Annotated in this window: 15 protein-coding genes; 7 read left to right on the top strand and 8 right to left on the bottom strand. The window is 60.8% G+C overall.

Annotated elements, in window-relative coordinates; translation table 11 throughout:
• The first annotated feature begins 10 nt into the window (after positions 1-10).
• Positions 11-1,603, top strand: coding sequence for a bifunctional ADP-dependent NAD(P)H-hydrate dehydratase/NAD(P)H-hydrate epimerase (locus tag ACP8KU_RS11455; protein WP_484483776.1), 1,593 nt, complete (start codon positions 11-13; stop codon positions 1,601-1,603).
• On the opposite strand, the gene ACP8KU_RS11460 is transcribed toward ACP8KU_RS11455, so the two are convergent.
• Positions 1,590-2,225, bottom strand: coding sequence for an ABC transporter ATP-binding protein (locus ACP8KU_RS11460; protein WP_237799823.1), 636 nt, complete (start codon positions 2,223-2,225; stop codon positions 1,590-1,592). The genes ACP8KU_RS11455 and ACP8KU_RS11460 overlap by 14 nt on opposite strands.
• 1 nt (position 2,226) lies before the next feature.
• Positions 2,227-3,210 carry an ABC transporter permease gene (locus ACP8KU_RS11465; protein WP_237799822.1) on the bottom strand — a complete coding sequence of 328 codons (984 nt, stop codon included), beginning with the start codon at positions 3,208-3,210 and terminating at the stop codon, positions 2,227-2,229.
• A 153-nt stretch (positions 3,211-3,363) separates the two neighbouring features.
• On the opposite strand from ACP8KU_RS11465, the gene ACP8KU_RS11470 reads away from it, so the two are divergent.
• The 4 genes from ACP8KU_RS11470 to ACP8KU_RS11485 are packed head-to-tail and all read left to right on the top strand — an operon-like array spanning position 3,364 to position 7,064.
• On the top strand, positions 3,364-4,461 hold the full coding sequence (locus ACP8KU_RS11470; RefSeq protein ID WP_484483777.1) for a sensor histidine kinase: 1,098 nt from the start codon (positions 3,364-3,366) through the stop codon (positions 4,459-4,461).
• On the top strand, positions 4,454-5,071 hold the full coding sequence (locus ACP8KU_RS11475) for a response regulator (RefSeq protein WP_126319973.1): 618 nt from the start codon (positions 4,454-4,456) through the stop codon (positions 5,069-5,071). Before ACP8KU_RS11470 ends, ACP8KU_RS11475 begins: the two co-directional genes overlap by 8 nt.
• Positions 5,071-6,054 (top strand): NAD(P)-binding domain-containing protein, encoded by a 984-nt coding sequence (locus tag ACP8KU_RS11480; protein WP_484483778.1) that lies wholly within the window; start codon positions 5,071-5,073, stop codon positions 6,052-6,054. Before ACP8KU_RS11475 ends, ACP8KU_RS11480 begins: the two co-directional genes overlap by 1 nt.
• A gap of 35 nt (positions 6,055-6,089) precedes the next feature.
• Positions 6,090-7,064: an MDR family oxidoreductase gene (locus ACP8KU_RS11485; protein WP_005275849.1), complete on the top strand. Its 975-nt coding sequence runs from the start codon at positions 6,090-6,092 to the stop codon at positions 7,062-7,064.
• Between the two features lie 77 nt (positions 7,065-7,141).
• On the opposite strand, the gene ACP8KU_RS11490 is transcribed toward ACP8KU_RS11485, so the two are convergent.
• Entirely contained in the window at positions 7,142-7,588 is a 447-nt protein-coding gene (locus tag ACP8KU_RS11490) for a MarR family winged helix-turn-helix transcriptional regulator (RefSeq protein WP_484483779.1), read from the bottom strand.
• A gap of 314 nt (positions 7,589-7,902) precedes the next feature.
• On the opposite strand from ACP8KU_RS11490, the gene ACP8KU_RS11495 reads away from it, so the two are divergent.
• Positions 7,903-8,541 carry a hypothetical protein gene (locus ACP8KU_RS11495; RefSeq protein ID WP_484483780.1) on the top strand — a complete coding sequence of 213 codons (639 nt, stop codon included), beginning with the start codon at positions 7,903-7,905 and terminating at the stop codon, positions 8,539-8,541.
• 28 nt (positions 8,542-8,569) lie between these two features.
• Here ACP8KU_RS11495 and ACP8KU_RS11500 read toward each other — a convergent pair whose 3' ends face one another.
• The 5 genes from ACP8KU_RS11500 to leuS all read right to left on the bottom strand — a co-directional run bounded on the left by ACP8KU_RS11500 (position 8,570) and on the right by leuS (position 14,426).
• A complete protein-coding gene (locus ACP8KU_RS11500) occupies positions 8,570-9,136 on the bottom strand; it encodes an NADPH-dependent FMN reductase (protein WP_023016371.1) in 567 nt (188 codons plus the stop codon).
• Positions 9,137-9,170: 34 nt separating this feature from the next.
• The gene (nrdF, locus tag ACP8KU_RS11505) at positions 9,171-10,184 is read right to left on the bottom strand and encodes a class 1b ribonucleoside-diphosphate reductase subunit beta (protein ID WP_023016372.1); all 1,014 of its coding nucleotides are present in this window, start codon (positions 10,182-10,184) and stop codon (positions 9,171-9,173) included.
• Between the two features lie 39 nt (positions 10,185-10,223).
• Positions 10,224-10,697, bottom strand: coding sequence for a class Ib ribonucleoside-diphosphate reductase assembly flavoprotein NrdI (gene nrdI, locus ACP8KU_RS11510; RefSeq protein WP_484483781.1), 474 nt, complete (start codon positions 10,695-10,697; stop codon positions 10,224-10,226).
• 144 nt (positions 10,698-10,841) lie between these two features.
• Positions 10,842-11,576, bottom strand: a complete 735-nt coding sequence (locus ACP8KU_RS11515) for a metal-dependent transcriptional regulator (RefSeq protein ID WP_484483782.1) — start codon at positions 11,574-11,576, stop codon at positions 10,842-10,844.
• Positions 11,577-11,579: 3 nt separating this feature from the next.
• A complete protein-coding gene (leuS, locus tag ACP8KU_RS11520; protein WP_023028002.1) occupies positions 11,580-14,426 on the bottom strand; it encodes a leucine--tRNA ligase in 2,847 nt (948 codons plus the stop codon).
• A gap of 297 nt (positions 14,427-14,723) precedes the next feature.
• Here leuS and ACP8KU_RS11525 point away from each other — a divergent pair, with 297 nt between their 5' ends.
• Positions 14,724-16,307 (top strand): alkaline phosphatase, encoded by a 1,584-nt coding sequence (locus tag ACP8KU_RS11525; protein WP_244262117.1) that lies wholly within the window; start codon positions 14,724-14,726, stop codon positions 16,305-16,307.
• Positions 16,308-16,356 lie beyond the last annotated feature (49 nt).

Here is a 16,356-nt window from a genome sequence, read left to right on the forward strand (position 1 = left end):
AGTGGCGGGCATGCGACCTGCCTATAGTGTATCCACCGTTCGTTCCGCCGAATCCGCGCTCCTCGCGCAGCAGAGCCACGATGATGAGCTCATGCGCCTGGCCGCCCGAGGCGTTGCCGCCGCGGCGAAATCCATGCTGACGGGCCCTGCGCCTCGCCGCATCACCATCCTCGCCGGGCCTGGCGGCAATGGCGGCGATGGCCTTTATGCAGGCGCTTTCCTCGCCGAGGAGGGCTATGGCGTTGACGCGATACTCGTCGCCGATGCTGCGCACGACCCAGCGCTGCAAGCTTTTACCGCTGCCGGCGGGACCATTACAGATCAACCGCACGCGGAGGCTACCGGCCTACTCATTGATGCCGTCGCCGGCCTCAACTCCACCCGCGGGCTTAGCGGTGCGGGCCTTGCCGCGTACCGCGCGGCCAAGCAGCACGATATCCCGGTGCTTTCGGTGGATATCCCTTCTGGCATCAACGCGGATACGGGCGTGGCCGCGGAAAATGCCGTCGAGGCCACGATTACCGTGAGCTTCGGTTGGGCGCGCGCCGGCCATATCTTCGCCCCGGAATGCGGCACGGTGGTGCTCTGCGATCTGCAGCTGCCCAACGCGCCGCGCTCCTTTGCGGAGGAGCTAACGGCCACGGCTGAGCCGGCGGGCTATATCGCCAACGAGCCCACCATCGATCTCCCTTTCCAGTGGCCCGGGGAGCCCGTGCTTGCCGATGCCCCCCTCGGCCACGTCACCGCCCCCAAGCCCGTGGGCTGCACAGGGCCCATCGTGGATCCCACTCCCCACGCTTCGAGCACGAAATACACCGGCGGGGTCACCGCCATCTGTGCTGGCAGCAACGCGTATCCCGGCGCGGGCATCCTGGCGGCTACCGGCGCGGTGCGCGCCACGCCATCCATGGTGCGGGTAATAGATAACGATGCCGTGGTCCCCCACTTGCCCGAGGTGGTTCCTCACCCGAGCGCCGAGGACAAGGTACATGCTCAGGCGTGGGTGGTTGGTCCTGGCCGCGGCACCGATGAAGCGGCGGCGCGCGAACTCCGCGCCGTCTTAGATCGCGAGCTGCCCACGATCCTGGATGCCGATGCCCTGACGCTGCTCGCCCAGAACGCTGAGCTGCGCGATCGCGTACGCGCCCACCCATGCGCCATTCTCACGCCGCACGCGGGGGAATTTCGCCGCCTTTACGAGGCCACCCTCGGCCGCGAGCTCGATCTCAGCGAGGGCGTGGGCCCGCGCCAGCGCGAGCTGGCCGAGGACTTGGACTGTTTTATCCTGCACAAGGGCCGAATCACCACGGTGACCGCGCCCGGCCAGGCCATCTATGGGATGAATGCCGGCCACTCTTATGCGGCCACCGCAGGCTCCGGCGACGTTTTATCGGGCATCCTCGGCGCGACGATCGCACAGATCGACCACGAAAAGGCCGATGCCGAGTACATCATTATGGAGATCCTCCACGCCGCCGCCCTACACCAGCACGCGGCCGCCATCGCGGCGCATACCCCCGATGGTTTCGGCATTTGTTCCGCTTCCCAGATCGCTGCGGCGATGCCCCAGTCCATCGCGCGATTGCTCGTTATGCAACGCTAGCGTCCCGCTTACTCACGCGGCCGTCTTTAACCTCCACCACGTGGTCGGCGAAGGTGAGCAAGGAGCGATCGTGCGTTACGAGCACGGTGGCGGTGTGCATCTCCTGGGTAATATCGCGCAGCAGGCGGATGATTTCCTGGGAAAGGTGGGAGTCGAGGGCGGAGGTGGGTTCATCGGCAAGCAGTAGATTCGGCTCATCCATCAAGGCGCGCGCGATATTGACGCGCTGGGCCTGGCCGCCGGAAAGCTGGCCGATGCGACGATTGCCCGTGCCCTTAAGGCCAACGAATTCTAGCAGCTCATCGGCGCGATCCTTGCGCAGCTTGCGCCCGGCCATGTGGTCCATGATGAGCAGCTGATCGCGCACCTTGAGCGAGGACAACAGGTTGGACTGCTGGAAGATGATGGAGTTCGTGCCGTTGACCTCGACGGTGCCGGAGTCCGGAGTGATGAGCCCGGCGCCGACGGAGAGCAGCGTGGACTTACCGGAACCGGACTCGCCCACGATTGCGGTGAGGGTATCGGAGTCGGCGCTAAAGGTGGCATCATCAAGCGCCGTAGTAGTCGTCGTGCCGTCCTGGAAGGTGACGGTGGCGTTGCGAATATCAAGAATGGTGGACATTTTAGGCATTTCCTCCCAATGCATCGAGGGGGTTGGCTTTGGCTACGCGGCGGGTGGAGACCAAGGCCCCGGCCATGCCCAGGATCCAGATGCCGACCGCGGGAATGATGATGGTGCGCACGGATACGTCGAAGGGGACGGTGCCGGAGGCCAGCAGGCCAAGCAGCCAGCCGACGAACGCGCCGAGGATGGTGCCGGCCGCCAAAATCAGCGCGGCCTGGGCCAGGGCATCGCGCAGCAGGTAGCGCACCGTGGCGCCCAGGGCGCGCAGGATGGAGAGATCGCGGGTGCGCTGCAGGGTCCATACCGTCAGGAAGGCCACGGTGACCAGCGCGGAGATGCCGTAGAGGAAGCCTTGCATGGTCAGCAGCGAACCGCGCTCGGACTGGTAAGCGGGCAGGCCGTTGAAGGAATCGGACATCTCGACCGAACCGGGCACCTCCTCAGAGTGCAGGGCAACCGTGCCGACCACACCCTCTGGTGCGTGGCTTACCTCCTGCCAGGTTTGGGTAGATACCCATACCACCGGCGAGTGGGAGAACTGCGTTTCGGCGACGGTGCCCTCTACGGAAAGGTCTACCCCGCCGATATTCACGGTGCCGGAGGCATCAATCGTGTCAGACAGGACGGCGCCATCTTCCGGAATGGTGGCGTTGGTATTGGGGATGGTCGTACCGGACGGCAGGCCCATCACACCTACCGCGCCCTCGCCCTCCAACTTGGTTTGCGCGGTGCCCAAGGCAATCGCATCGCCGGAGAGAACCTTCTCGTGGATCTCGGACTCGTTATAGGCGGGCTCTTCGGTAGAAAAACTGACGTAGGGGTGCTCCTGCGCCACGGCCTCAAGCGCCGAGGTATTTTGCTTGGATAGGCCCTCCGTCAGGCCGGAGAGCATAACCAAAAGAAGGGTGATAAGCGCTACGGTGCCGCCGATGAGCCCGAAGCGGCCGCGCGCGGCGGTGATTTCACGAATAGCTAAGAACATACTTCTATAGTCCCTTTGCGCAGGTCAGAAGTAATCGGCGGCCTAGTTGAACCTCCAGTCAACCAACTGGTTGATCCCTCATCCACCCTCCGGCAGATACTGTAGGAAATTGTGTTTTCTGGACAGAAATTATGGCTCTGGGGCTTACACGCCATGTTCACGTTCCTGCTGCTTTTCGGCGTGGCCCGCGCCTACATCGATGACCGCTTAGACGCCCGCGCCATCGTGTTGGCCGTAGGCCTTGCGGTGGTCTACGCGGCCGCGCGCTGGATTCCCACCTGGCTCTGGCTCACCGGGCTGTGCCTGCTCTGGTTGGGGCTCATGGTCCACGCGCAGGATTTCATGTGGCTCGAGTTCCCGCTTATCTTCGTTTTCCTGCGTGCCTTGCCCAAGTGGCCAGGGCTTATCTCCATCACGGCGCTATGGGCGGCGGCCGCCTTTATCCCCGCCTGGCTGCACCCGGACGGATGGTCAATTGCAGCGGCTATAGGTCCGCTTATCGGCACCACGTTTGCCGCGGGCGTATTTTATATCCAGCGCCGCTTGCAGGCAGAGGCGGCGCACCACAGGGACATCGCCAAGCAGCTGCAAGAAACCCAAGCTGAGCTGGCCGCCAGCGAGCACCAAGCCGGGCGCCTAGAGGAACGCGAACGCCTCTCCCGGGACATCCATGACACCGTGGCCCAAGGGTTAAGCTCCATCCTGCTGCTATCCCGCGCCGCCCGCACGACCGATGATCTAGAGACCAAGAACGAGCAGCTCGCCGTCATCGAGGACACCGCGGGCGAGAACCTGGCCGAGGCCCGTCGCTTCGTCCGCGAGCTCGCCGGTCCCGATGAGCGCCTGGAGACTCAGTTGGATTCCATCCTGTCCCAGATGCGCCGACGCACGGAGGCTTTGGGCGGGGATACCACCTTTGAGCTTGTCGTTTCCGGTAGCAAAGTCGTGCCCACCGATATCAAGCAAGTGGTCGTGCGTGCCGCGCAGGAGGGCCTTAATAACGTGATCAAGCACGCGCACGCCTCCCGCGCGGTGGTCACCCTGGGCCTTTTTGAGGATGCGGTCACCCTGGACGTCGTGGATAATGGGCACGGTGTAGTTGCGCCCCCACGGCACCGCGGCGATAGCGGCTTTGGCCTGCAAGGATTGTCCCAGCGCGTGGAGAGCGTCGGTGGCTCCCTGAGCCTCGAATCCGGCGACGGCACCGCCCTTGCCATCAGAATCCCCCTCAAGGAGCAGCCCCATGGTTAATGTCATGCTTATCGATGACCACCCCGTCGTCCGCGCCGGGCTGCGCGCGATTCTTAATACCTTTGCCGATGTCCGCGTGGTCATGGAAGGCGATAACGGCGCGGACGTGGACAAGCTCTTTACCGATGATGCCCCCGAAGTCGACGTCGTCGTCTGCGATATCCAAATGCCAGGTGTCGATGGCATCACCGCCACCAAGAAGGTCACCGAAGCAGGTGGCCCGCCCGTGCTCATCTTGACCACTTATGACACCCAAGCCGATATCTTGGCCGCGGTCGAGGCCGGCGCAATGGGATATCTGCTTAAGGACTCGCCCGAGCAAGAGCTGCACCAAGCCGTGTTAAACACCGCCGCGCGCCAGCGCACCCTCGCCCCAGAGGTAATAAACTTATTGGCCCAGCGCGTAGGGCAGCCGGAGCAATCCCTGTCCACCCGGGAACTGGAGATCCTGCGCGCCCTCGCGACCGGATCGTCCAATAAGGAACTGGCCAACCAGCTCTTTATTTCTGAGGCCACCGTGAAAACACACCTCATTCACATCTATCAAAAGCTGGGCGTAGACACCCGCACTGCCGCGGTAACTGTGGCCCGCGAAAGGAAACTGATTTAATGCTGGACTGCATCGTTATCGGCGGCGGCCAAGCAGGTTTAGCTACGGGCTATTACTTGCGGAAAAAGCGCCTCGATTTCCAGATCCTTGATGCCGAGCCCGCCCCCGGCGCGGCCTGGCGTCACGCGTGGCCATCGCTCACGCTATTTAGCAATAGCGCCTCCTCCAACCTGCCCGGCTGGCCGATGCCCCACTATGAGGGCTTCCCGCCCGCCAGCCACGTCATCGACTACTTCACTCGCTACGAGCAGCGCTATGACCTGCCCGTACGCAGGCCCGTGCGGGTCCAGGAGGTCACCCACGATGGCGAGCGCTTTCACGTCACCACCGATGATGAGCGGCTCACCGCGCGCACGGTGGTAGCCGCCACGGGCACGTGGTCTTCGCCGTTTATCCCCTATTACCCCGGTTCCTTTGGCGGGCGGCAATGGCACTCGGCGGTCTACCCCGGGCCCGATCCCTTCCGCGGTGAGTCCGTCGCCGTCGTTGGGGCCGGCAATTCCGGGGCCCAGATAGCCGCAGAGCTCGTGCTCTCCGGCGTAGACACCACGTGGTTTACGGCGAAGCCGCCGCGGTGGATGCCCGATGACGTTGACGGCCGGGTGCTCTTTCAGCGCAACCGCGCCCGCCTCAACGCCATGATGCGCGGCGAGCCCGATCCCGGCGCGGATACCAACTTGGGCGATATCGTCGTTGTTCCTCCCGTCAAACGCGCCCGCGATGAGGGCCTTCTTAAGGCCTCCCCGATGTTCTCCAGCCTCGATGAGGTGGAGGCAGACCACCTCATTTGGTGCACCGGGTTCCGCCCGGCGCTGGGGCCTTTCCGCGCGCTTCTCGATGGCCGCACCCCCACCGTCAAGGGCCTGTTCCTCGTCGGCTACGGGACCTGGACGGGCCCAGGATCCGCAACCATTACCGGGGTGAGCCCCTTTGCCAAGCAGACCGCGGGGGACATCGCCAAGCTCTGCTCCCCCGACCTTTAGCTGCCCAAAAATGGTTGCATCACAATTCACGTATCATGGTGAGCATGAGCACGCTACTTGTTACCCGTAACGAAGATAAATCCGTCACCACCTCCTTTGAGGAAGGGGAATTCCTGGGCGAGGGTGACCTGACCGTTGACGTCTCTTATTCCTCGCTGAACTACAAGGACGCAATGGCGATTACCGGCGATCCCGGCGTCGTCCGCACCAACCCGCTGGTGCCCGGTATCGACGTGGTCGGTACCGTATCCGAGTCCAACGTGCAGCGCCTGCCGGTGGGCACCCTCGTTGCCTCCTTCGGCGATGGCCTCGGCGAATTCCGCCACGGCGGCTACACCCCGAAACAGCGCGTCAATTCTCGCGCCACCGTTGCCCTGCCAGCAGATTTCACCGCGGAACAGGCCGCTGCCGTCGGTACCGCCGGCTACACCGCGGCACTGTGCGTTAACTCGCTGCGCGGGCTTCCCGAGGGCCCCGTCCTCGTCACCGGTGCCACCGGCGGCGTCGGCTCCATCGCCGTCAACCTTCTGCGCAATGCCGGCTACGAGGTCCACGCCATGACCGGCCGCCCCGACGATTACGCCAACTACCTTCACGAGCTCGGCGCGCACGAGATCATTGACCGCTCCGAATTCACCGAGCCGGGCAAGCCCCTGCAAAAGGCCATCTACGCCGGCGCCGTAGACACCTCCGGTTCTCAGGAGCTGGCCAATGTCTTGGCCCGCACTAAGTGGGGCGGCACCGTTGCCGCCACCGGTATGGCCAGCGGCCCCGACCTGCCCGCCACAGTCATGCCCTTCATCCTGCGCAACGTGCACCTAGCCGGCGTGAACTCCGTCGATGCCCCATTGCACTACCGCCAGAATGCTTGGCAGCTCCTCGCCCGCACCTTGGACCTGTCCATCCTGGAGTCCCTGACCAATACCCTCCCGCTGGAAGATGCGGTGGAGGAAGCACAATCGCTCATCAACGGCAGCCACCATGGCCGCACGGTGTTGAAGATTTCCTAAGGCCTAAGGCCTTTAGGGCCTACAGCTAGAAAGGCACCCCGTTACTCCTGGCGGGGTGCCTTTTCTGTGCCTCCGGCCTAGGCGCCGCCCGCCAAGTGCCGCGTGATTTTCCTCGAGATGGATCCCAACTGCCGCAGCTCCTCTTCCGTTAGGACAGAGACCACCTTTTCTTCCACTTTCGCGGTATGACTGCCCAATGCTGCGGCGAATGCTCCCTCACCTATTTTCGTCACTGTGACTTCAATAGCTCGGGGTCCTAGTTCCTCCGCGTGCCGCCTTGTCACCAACTTGCGCCCCTCCATCCGGACCAGTTGTCGGTGCAACCGCGACTTTTCCCACCCCAGTTCCGCAGCCAACTCATGCGGCCAGGTGCTCTGCCCACGGCGGCGCTGCAGGACGGCTAACACCGCATAATCGGCCTCGCTCACATTCGCGGCTGCCTGCAGCGCGTTGGCCAACTCCTTATGCAGCGCCCGCTGCATCGCTACAAAATCCGCCCACGCCGCACTTTCCTCTGCGCGCACGGCATCTCTCCCTTTAGCTTTTGACTTAAATGGTATTATACCCTGCGCAGTTGATTACTCAACCGTGTATTGACTGTGACAGTTGACCCATCAACCCCCAACATTATTAAACGGCTTGGATTAATCGTACCAATAATTCGCGTGCTCCATACTTTTGCCGGTTTAACCGTATGTACTTCGCTTTTTATAACCTATTTATTGGTGTTAATATTCGGTTGCTTTTCTCCATATTTAGTTTCTGTTAAGTAAAAACTGGCCTATTTTCAGACCGCCCGCAACTCCGATTGAGCAGACGCCTGTCTATGATGGCGGGCATGGATAAACTTTTTAGCGCCTGCGGATTCGACTTCCTGGACACGGAGGAACTCGTCGCAGACCTTCCCGCAGAGCGGACCTTGTGGGACGCACCTGCTTTCGATCAAGTGCGCTACTACGCGGATCCCTCCGGCATCGCCGTAACGGCGATGGAATACGAGGGGGAATGGACCGTCTTGCCGTCGTTCCGGAGTGGGGAAGACGTAGAGGCAACCCTGTATCGCGCCATGCCATTTATTGGCATCTTAGAAATGGAAGATCTGCGGTGGGCAGTGCTTAGCGATGCCCCCTTCACGCTACCTACCGGCAACCCTGTGGGCGGCGAAAAACTGCGCGGCCGCGTGCGGCCCGCAGTCGTTGCGCTGGACTATGAATTAACGGAACCGGCGGAGTTTTCGCTGCGATCCCCGGCCACGGAACGGTTCTATCAAAACTACAAGCCCAGCCTGCTCAACCCGCAGGTAGAGCTAGCGGGCACCGTAAACAATGTCGAGAAAAAGACCAATGAGTTTGGGGGAGGGGAGTTCTGGGTATGCGAAATCGACGGGCTCCCGCTCATCGTTGATGCCCCAGTTGAGGCGGGCCAGGGAATCCGGGCGCACGGCATAGCGCTCTGCGCCACGGAATACTGGGATTAACCGCCTCGCTGCTAGGTAGAGGTAGCTCCTACTGTTGCGGAGCCGCAGGTACCAGGGCTACAAGGCGCTCGAGGTAGTCCTTCACAAACTCGATGGTGCTGGACGGCTCGATCTTTCCGTCTTCACCAAGGAGCTCGGGAGAATTGCCCAAGAATACCTCGGGCTGACCGGGCATCGGCATGTCGAAGTAGGACAAGGCTAGGCGCACATTCTTGTGGGAAGAATAGCCACCCATGCGGCCGACGGAGTGGCTGATGATGCCAGCTGGCTTATTCTTCCAGGCGACATCGGAATTGGGCTTGGACCCAATATCGATGGCATTTTTTAAGCACGCCGGGATCGTCCGGTTATTCTCGCTGGTCACGAACAAAATGGCATCCGCATCCTTAATCGCGTTGCGGAAATCGGTGTATTGTCCCGGCGTGGGTTTATCCTCCACGCCAGGATCGTCATAGTCGAAATCATAGAGCGGGAGGTCACGCAGGTCATAGCGCTGGCACTCTACGTGCTCGGGAACGAGTTCAATGGCATGGTTGGCGATCTTCTTCGCAATGCTTTCCCGCCGCAGGCTGCCAACGAGTACAAGAAGTTTCATGATGTGTGTCCTTTCGTGTGGAGACTTGTAAGTTTTAGAAATCCCAGTCGGCATCGGAGGTCTCTACGGCTTTGCCGATGATATAAGAGGACCCCGACCCCGAAAAGAAGTCGTGGTTTTCATCTGATCCTGGCGTGAGTGCCGCGAGGATTTTCGGGTTGACCTGGCATTCCTCGTACGGGAAGAGGTTGGGATAGCCCAGATTCATCAGGGCTTTATTAGCGTTGTAACGCACGAATGTAGCGACATCATCCATAAGCCCGTATGGTTCATAGAGCTCGCCGGAATAGCGCATCTCCAGGTCATAGAGCTTGCGCACGAGGTCAAAGGTGAATTCGCGCATTTCTTCGCGGCGAGCGTCCGTGGCGTGGTCGAGCCCCCGCTGGAACTTGTATCCGGAGTAGTAGCCGTGGACCGCCTTATCCCGCAGGATGAGCCTGATCATGTCAGCGGTATTGGTCAGCTTCCCGTGCACGCTAAAATGCAGTGGTAGATAGAAGCCGGCGTACAGCAGCAACGAGGACAAGAGGGTAGAGGCAACCTTGCGCTTTAGTGGGTCGTCGCCGTAGTAATGCACCATCACACTGGTCGCGCGCTGCTGCAGCACTGGGTTATCCACGGCCCACGCATAGGATTTTTCGATCTCTTCGGTGCTGGCCAGGGTGGAAAAGATGGAGGAATAGCTCCGCGCATGCACGGCCTGCATGAAGGCTATATTGGTATAAACGGCCTCCTCATGTTCCGTCCGGGCATCTTGAATCTGGCTGATTTCGCCCACGGTGGCCTGCACGGTATCCAGTAGCGTCAGGCCGGTAAAGACGCGAATGGTGAGATCGCGCTCGGCTGGATCCATGCGCGACCAATCGTTGCGGTCATTGGAAAGCGGGACCTTCTCCGGCAACCAGAAATTCGAGGTCAGGCGGTTCCACACCTCTAAATCCTTATCATCCCAGATGCGATTCCAGTTCACTGGGCGCAACGGGGTGGAGGCATCGTGGCGAAAATGCGGCGGGGTTTGGGATCGCTCAATGAGCTCTTGATATTTCATCGGTACTTTCTCTTTTCTTTGTCTTCGAGGCCCTAGCCGTCAGGCAATGGACGCGTGGGCGGTGGGGTAGAGGTGGTGCGCAAAGAAGTCCTGCAACCCCTCCCGTACGCGGGCAACATCGCGGTCGGTACCGAGCAGCTCAAAACGGTAGAGCTCAGGCACGCCGCACTTTCGGGCTATCTGTGGCCCGGCGCAGCAATACGCCTCACCAAAATTGGTATTTCCAGAGGTGATGACGCCGCGCAGGAGTGCGCGATTTTCCGGAACGTTGAGGAATTGGCGCACCTGCACCGGAATCGCCGCCTTGATATTGCCGCCGCCGTAGGTCGGGACGATGAGCACAAAGGGCTCGGTGACATAGAGCATTCCTTCACGCTTCGGCTGCAAAGGAATGCGTGCCGCTGGAAAGCCCAGCTTGTGGACAAAACGGTGGGTATTTTCACTGACCGAGGAAAAATACACAAGATTAGCGGCGGTCTTAGTGCCGCAGGGTGGCGTCGAGGCTGTAGTCATCTCGCTCCTTAGTGGCTGCGCCGAAGCGCACTTTCTGCTTCAACTACAGATCTAACGTACTTTTAACTACGCCGCAACTAACCACCGTTGACATGCGCAAATACTCCCCTTCTTTCAGAAAAGAAGGGGAGAGGGGCAGGAAAGTTACATGCGCACCCACACGGCGCGGGCTGCATGGGAGCTCAAAGAAAACGCCGCGGAATGTTCATTCTGGGCATTCTCGTTTTGGTTACCCTCTACGCGCACGGCCATCCCGCCGGAATAGGGCTGGCTTTCGCGCACGCTCACGGCAGCGCCGATGGTCAGGTTATTCTCGCTGAAAAAGCGCAGCAGATCGGCATCCGCATCACTAATGCGGTCGACTACGCCGGCCTCGCCGGGCTCTAAATCGCTGAGTTTGCGCAGATCTCCTGGCTCGGACGCGGGGGTCGCAGCGTAGTCTGCGGGGTAGTCACCCGCGGCGCTGGGAATGGGGTCTCCATGCGGATCGCGGCGCGGAAACCCCAGTTCAGCGTCTATGCGCTCCAGGAAGAAATCGGAGACGCAGTGCTCCAATTGCTCAGCCTCCGCGTGGACCTGGTCCCAGCGGTAGTGCAGGGATTCCACCAGGAAGGTCTCGATGAGGCGGTGGCGCCGCACCATGGCAAGGGCAAAGGCACGCCCCTCGGCGCTCAGCCCGATGGCACCATAAGGCGTATGGGTGACGAGGCCCTTTTTCTCTAGCCGCCGCACCGCATCCGACGCGCTGGAGAGCCTAACGCCTATGTGCTGGGCGAGCATCTTCACCGTCACGGGCTCGTCGTACCATTCGCCCAGCTTAAACAGGGCCTTGAGGTAGTCCTGATTGGACGGCGAGAGGCCCGAGACGTCCACGCTCATTGGTTATTTAACCACCAGGTTCACCATCCGGCCGGGAACGTAGATCTTCTTCACCACGTTCTTGCCGGAGGTAAGGTCGGCCACCTTGGCATCGGCAAAAGCGGCCTCGAATACGGCGTCTTGGTCAGCATCGGCCGCGACGTTGATGCGGGACTTAACCTTGCCGTTGATCTGCACTGGCACCTGGATCTCATCATCTACCAGGTATTTCTCCTCAAAAGAGGGGAGTGGCTCGTAGGTGATGGTCTCATCGTGGCCAAAGCGCTGCCACAGTTCCTCCGCAATGTGCGGGGCGATGGGGGAGACCAGCTGGGCGATGGGCTCCACCGCCGCGCGCGGTGCCTCGGTGCGGTAGGTCTTGGTCAGGTAGTTGACGTACTCGATGAGCTTAGCCACGACCGTGTTCAGGCGCAGGTTCTCATAATCATCGCGCACGCCCGCGATGGTGCGGTGCAGCTGCTTCAGGTCATCCTGGGTGAGCTCGGCATCGGTAGTTGCCACTTCACCGGTGTCCTCATTGATGGCCAGGCGCCACAGGCGCTGCAGGAAGCGCTGCGAACCGACGACGTCCTTGGTCGCCCACGGGCGGGAGGTATCCAGCGGGCCCATGGACATCTCGTACACGCGCAGGGTATCGGCGCCGAAGTCGCGGCAGATATCGTCCGGGGCCACGGCATTTTTCAGGGACTTGCCCATCTTGCCGTATTCCTGGTTGACCTCTTCGCCGTTGTAGTAGAACTTGCCGTCCTTTTCCTCTACCTCGGCCGCAGGGACATATACGCCGCGGGAATCGGTATAGGCGTAGGCCTGAATATAGCCCTGGTTGTACAGGCGGCGATACGGCTCCTGCGAGCTGACAAAGCCCAGGTCAAAGAGCACCTTGTGCCAGAAGCGGGCGTAGAGCAAGTGCAGCACGGCGTGCTCGACGCCGCCGACGTACAGATCCACACCACCCGGATCGTTTTCACCGTGCTCGTCTGGGCGCGGGCCGGTCCAGTAGCGCTCGTTTTCGATATCGCAGAAGGCCTCGCTATTGCGGGGATCGATATAGCGCAGCTGGTACCAGGAAGAACCCGCCCACTGGGGCATAACGTTGGTATCGCGGTAATAGGTCTGCGGGCCATCGCCTAGGTCCAGCTCTACCTCTACCCAGTCGCGGACCTTGGCCAGCGGCGGTTGTGGCTCCGAGTCCTTATCGTCAGGATCGAAGGAGGCCGGCTTGTAGTCTTCCACCTCGGGCAGCTCCACCGGCAGCATCGACTCTGGCAGCGGGTGGGCCATGCCGTCCTTGTCGTAGACGATGGGGAAGGGCTCGCCCCAGTAGCGCTGGCGGGCGAAGAGCCAGTCGCGCAGCTTGTACTGAATCTTGCCGCGGCCGGAGCCGTCCTTTTCCAACCATTCGATGGCCTGGGCGATGGCCTCCGCTTTATTCAGGCCATTGAGGTCCAGGCCCTTATCGTTGGCGGAGTTTACCAACGCGCCGTCCTCGGTCCAGGCTTCTTCCTCGATATTGCCGCCGGAGACGACCTCCGTAATTGGCAGGCCAAAGGCCTGGGCAAACTCATAGTCGCGCGTATCGTGCGCGGGTACCGCCATGATGGCGCCGGTACCGTAACCGGTCAGCACGTAGTCTGCGATGAAGATCGGGATGCGCTTGCCGGAGACCGGGTTGGTGGCATAGGTGCCCAAGAATACGCCGGTCTTTTCCTTGTTTTCCTGGCGCTCCAGGTCCGACTTCGCTGCGATATCCGCGCGGTAGGACTCGACGGCTTCCTTCGGGTCATCGTTGCCGTAGGTCCAGCGCTCATCCACGTCATCGTCGTAAGGAATGGGGGACAAGAGGGCATCGACAAGCTCATGCTCCGGTGCCAAGACCACGTATTCCGCGCCAAAGAGCGTATCTGGGCGCGTGGTAAACACGTCGATGCCGTAGCCTTCCGCAGGGAAGGTTACCTCCGCACCGCGGGAGCGACCGATCCAGTTGCGCTGCATGGACTTGACCTTCTCCGGCCAATCCAGCAGCTCCAGATCATCGAGCAGGCGATCCGAATACGTGGTAATGCGCATCATCCACTGGGACAGATTTTTGCGGAATACCGGGAAGTTGCCGCGCTCAGACTTGCCTTCCGCGGTGACCTCCTCGTTGGCCAAGACGGTACCCAAGCCTGGGCACCAGTTCACCGTGGAGTTGGACAGGTACACCAGGCGGAACTCATCGACGGCCTGGGCCTTCTCCTGCGCGGACAAGTCCTCGTAGTAGCGCCCGTCCTTGGTGGTGCGCTTATTGGCCTCCAATTCCTTGATGAGCTCAGCAATGGGGCGGGCCTTTTGCTGCTCTTCATCGAACCAGGAATTATAAATCTGCAAGAAGATCCACTGGGTCCACTTAAAGAATTCTGGATCCGTGGATTCCACCGAGCGGCGCGGATCGTGGCCCAAGCCCAGCATGCCCAGCTGGCGGCGCATGTTGTCGATATTGGCCATCGTGGTGGTCCGCGGGTGCGTACCGGTCTGGATGGCGTATTGTTCGGCCGGCAAGCCGAAGGCATCGTAGCCCATGGTGTGCAGCACGTTCTTGCCCAGCATGCGGTTATAGCGGGCGTAAGTATCAGTGGCGATATAACCAAACGGGTGCCCCACGTGCAGGCCCGCACCGGAAGGGTAGGGGAACATGTCCTGCACGTTGAGCTTTTCCTTGGGCAGCTCGCCCGCACCCGTGGCTAGCGAACCGACCGGGTTCGGCGCGTTAAAGGTCTCATGGTCCTTCCAATACTGCTGCCAAGTCTTTTCGATCTGGTTCGCCAGCTCAGGGGTGTAGCGGTACGACGTGGAATCGCTCGGTTTAGTCATAAACACACAGTGTAATAGCCCCAGCCCGGCGCGGGGTAGGCAGAGGTGGGTTTTGCTTCACTAATCCGGCACCGGGCTGGCACTCCGGCGGTGGCGGAGGGGGCCTGGGGCAAGGACTAAGGCCCGCCACGGAATGTTCCGGCAGTGTTTAGGAGCTATTAACGCGCAGTTCCTTTCGTGGTTAAATCGCGTCTTTATCTTCAACTCAAGGCTTTGCGCCCAGCCATGTCTGGGTCGTTTCTCTCTTGCTCGCAAGGCCGCCATCTCTTCGTCTCTCACTTCCACAAAGGACAATTCATGCGCACTTCTCTCCGCATTGGCGCCGCTGCCGTAGCCGCAACCGTGGCTACCGCTGGCGCAATTGCCCCAGCCACCGCCGCCGAATCCCAGGGCCCAAAGAACATCATCTACATGATTGGTGATGGCATGGGCTATGGCCACGTGGCATTCAATAACCTCTACGAAACCGGCCAATCCAAGTACCTGGTCGATGGCGCATTTAGCGCCGAAGGACCAGAAGAACTCGACGGCGAATCCGTGCAGCGCTTCGAAGACTTCAACCGCCTGTCCATGACCACTTACCCAAATAACTCTTCCTATGACCCACAAAAGGCGTGGGCTAGCCATGAGTACGTGGATAAGGGATACACCGATTCCTCCGCCGCCGGCACCGCCATGTCCACCGGCGTGAAGACCGATAACGGCAAGCTGGGCGTGAACGATTACGGCCACGAGCAGGAAAACACCTCCGAGCGCGCCAAGAAGGCCGGAAAATCCGCCGGTGTGGTCTCCTCCGTGCCGTTTAGCCATGCCACCCCAGCTGCCTGGGCCGCGCACAATATCTCCCGCAATAACTACCTTGAGATTGCGGATGAGATGTTCAACTCTGATCTCGATGTCATCATGGGTGCCGGCCACCCGTTCTACGACGATGACAATAAGAAGAAGGATGAGGCCAAGTACAAGTACCTATCTGAAGAGGTCTACAACAAGCTGTCTTCCGGCGAGTCCGACTGGAACTACGCCGAAACCAAGGAGCAATTTGAGGCCTTGGCCCAAGGCGATGTCGCGGCGGGGGAGAAGTACTTCGGCCTGGCGCCTGTGGCCTCTACCTTGCAGCAGGGGCGCTCCGGCGAGTCCACAGTGCCTTATGACATTCCGTTTAACGATGTCGTGGATCTTCCCACCATGACCACCGGCGCCCTCAACGCGCTGGGCCAAAATGACGAGGGCTTCCACGTCATGATTGAAGGCGGTGCCATCGACTGGAGCGGCCACGGCAACGAATCCGCCCGCGATATCGAAGAGGTACAGGACTTCAATAAGTCCGTCGATGCCGCCATCGACTGGGTAGAAGAAAACTCCTCCTGGGACGAGACCCTGTTGGTCGTTACCGCTGACCACGAGACGGGATACCTCTCCGGCGCCAATGAGCGCTCTGAGGGTAAGTTCAACTCCATGAATGGTGGCGGTGGCAACACCCTGCCCTCTGGCCACCAGTGGTACTCCACGCAGCACACCAACCAGGTGGTCCCATTCTTCTTCAAGGGCGCTGGCTCCGAGGCCCTTCGCGCGAAGGCCACCCACACCGACCCTGTGCGCGGTGACTACATCGATAACACCACCTTGGCCAAGCTCACCTTGAATGAATGGTGGGTAAAGCACGATGACCAGGGCGGCAACGACCAAGCAGACGATTCTGCATCCGATCAGCCTGGCAACAATGACAATGGCGGTGACGGTTCCTCCAAGAGCGGGCTCTTCGCCGGCATCGCCGGTGCCGGTATCGCCTCGCTGGCCATCGGGGCCATTGCCTTCTTGGCGCAAAAGCTGGGTATCATCACCATCAACCCGAATGCGTGGCGGAACTTCTTCCACTAATCCAGGCGATTAATCGCGCGCGAAGGCTTTCATCACCGGCGGTGGTGAA

It is taken from the genome of Corynebacterium sp. LaCa_282, assembly GCF_057198125.1.

What these genes read in the sequence shown, in the direction of transcription:
- ACP8KU_RS11455 (WP_484483776.1), top strand. Translation starts at nt 11, where the DNA reads ATGCGACCTGCCTATAGTGTATCCACCGTTCGTTCCGCCGAATCCGCG.
- ACP8KU_RS11515 (WP_484483782.1), bottom strand. Translation starts at nt 11,576, where the DNA reads ATGAGCGTGGACGTCTCGGGCCTCTCGCCGTCCAATCAGGACTACCTC.
- ACP8KU_RS11470 (WP_484483777.1), top strand. Translation starts at nt 3,364, where the DNA reads ATGTTCACGTTCCTGCTGCTTTTCGGCGTGGCCCGCGCCTACATCGAT.
- nrdF (WP_023016372.1), bottom strand. Translation starts at nt 10,184, where the DNA reads ATGAAATATCAAGAGCTCATTGAGCGATCCCAAACCCCGCCGCATTTT.
- nrdI (WP_484483781.1), bottom strand. Translation starts at nt 10,697, where the DNA reads ATGACTACAGCCTCGACGCCACCCTGCGGCACTAAGACCGCCGCTAAT.
- ACP8KU_RS11525 (WP_244262117.1), top strand. Translation starts at nt 14,724, where the DNA reads ATGCGCACTTCTCTCCGCATTGGCGCCGCTGCCGTAGCCGCAACCGTG.
- ACP8KU_RS11475 (WP_126319973.1), top strand. Translation starts at nt 4,454, where the DNA reads ATGGTTAATGTCATGCTTATCGATGACCACCCCGTCGTCCGCGCCGGG.
- ACP8KU_RS11500 (WP_023016371.1), bottom strand. Translation starts at nt 9,136, where the DNA reads ATGAAACTTCTTGTACTCGTTGGCAGCCTGCGGCGGGAAAGCATTGCG.
- ACP8KU_RS11485 (WP_005275849.1), top strand. Translation starts at nt 6,090, where the DNA reads ATGGTGAGCATGAGCACGCTACTTGTTACCCGTAACGAAGATAAATCC.
- ACP8KU_RS11465 (WP_237799822.1), bottom strand. Translation starts at nt 3,210, where the DNA reads ATGTTCTTAGCTATTCGTGAAATCACCGCCGCGCGCGGCCGCTTCGGG.
- ACP8KU_RS11480 (WP_484483778.1), top strand. Translation starts at nt 5,071, where the DNA reads ATGCTGGACTGCATCGTTATCGGCGGCGGCCAAGCAGGTTTAGCTACG.
- leuS (WP_023028002.1), bottom strand. Translation starts at nt 14,426, where the DNA reads ATGACTAAACCGAGCGATTCCACGTCGTACCGCTACACCCCTGAGCTG.
- ACP8KU_RS11460 (WP_237799823.1), bottom strand. Translation starts at nt 2,225, where the DNA reads ATGTCCACCATTCTTGATATTCGCAACGCCACCGTCACCTTCCAGGAC.
- ACP8KU_RS11495 (WP_484483780.1), top strand. Translation starts at nt 7,903, where the DNA reads ATGGATAAACTTTTTAGCGCCTGCGGATTCGACTTCCTGGACACGGAG.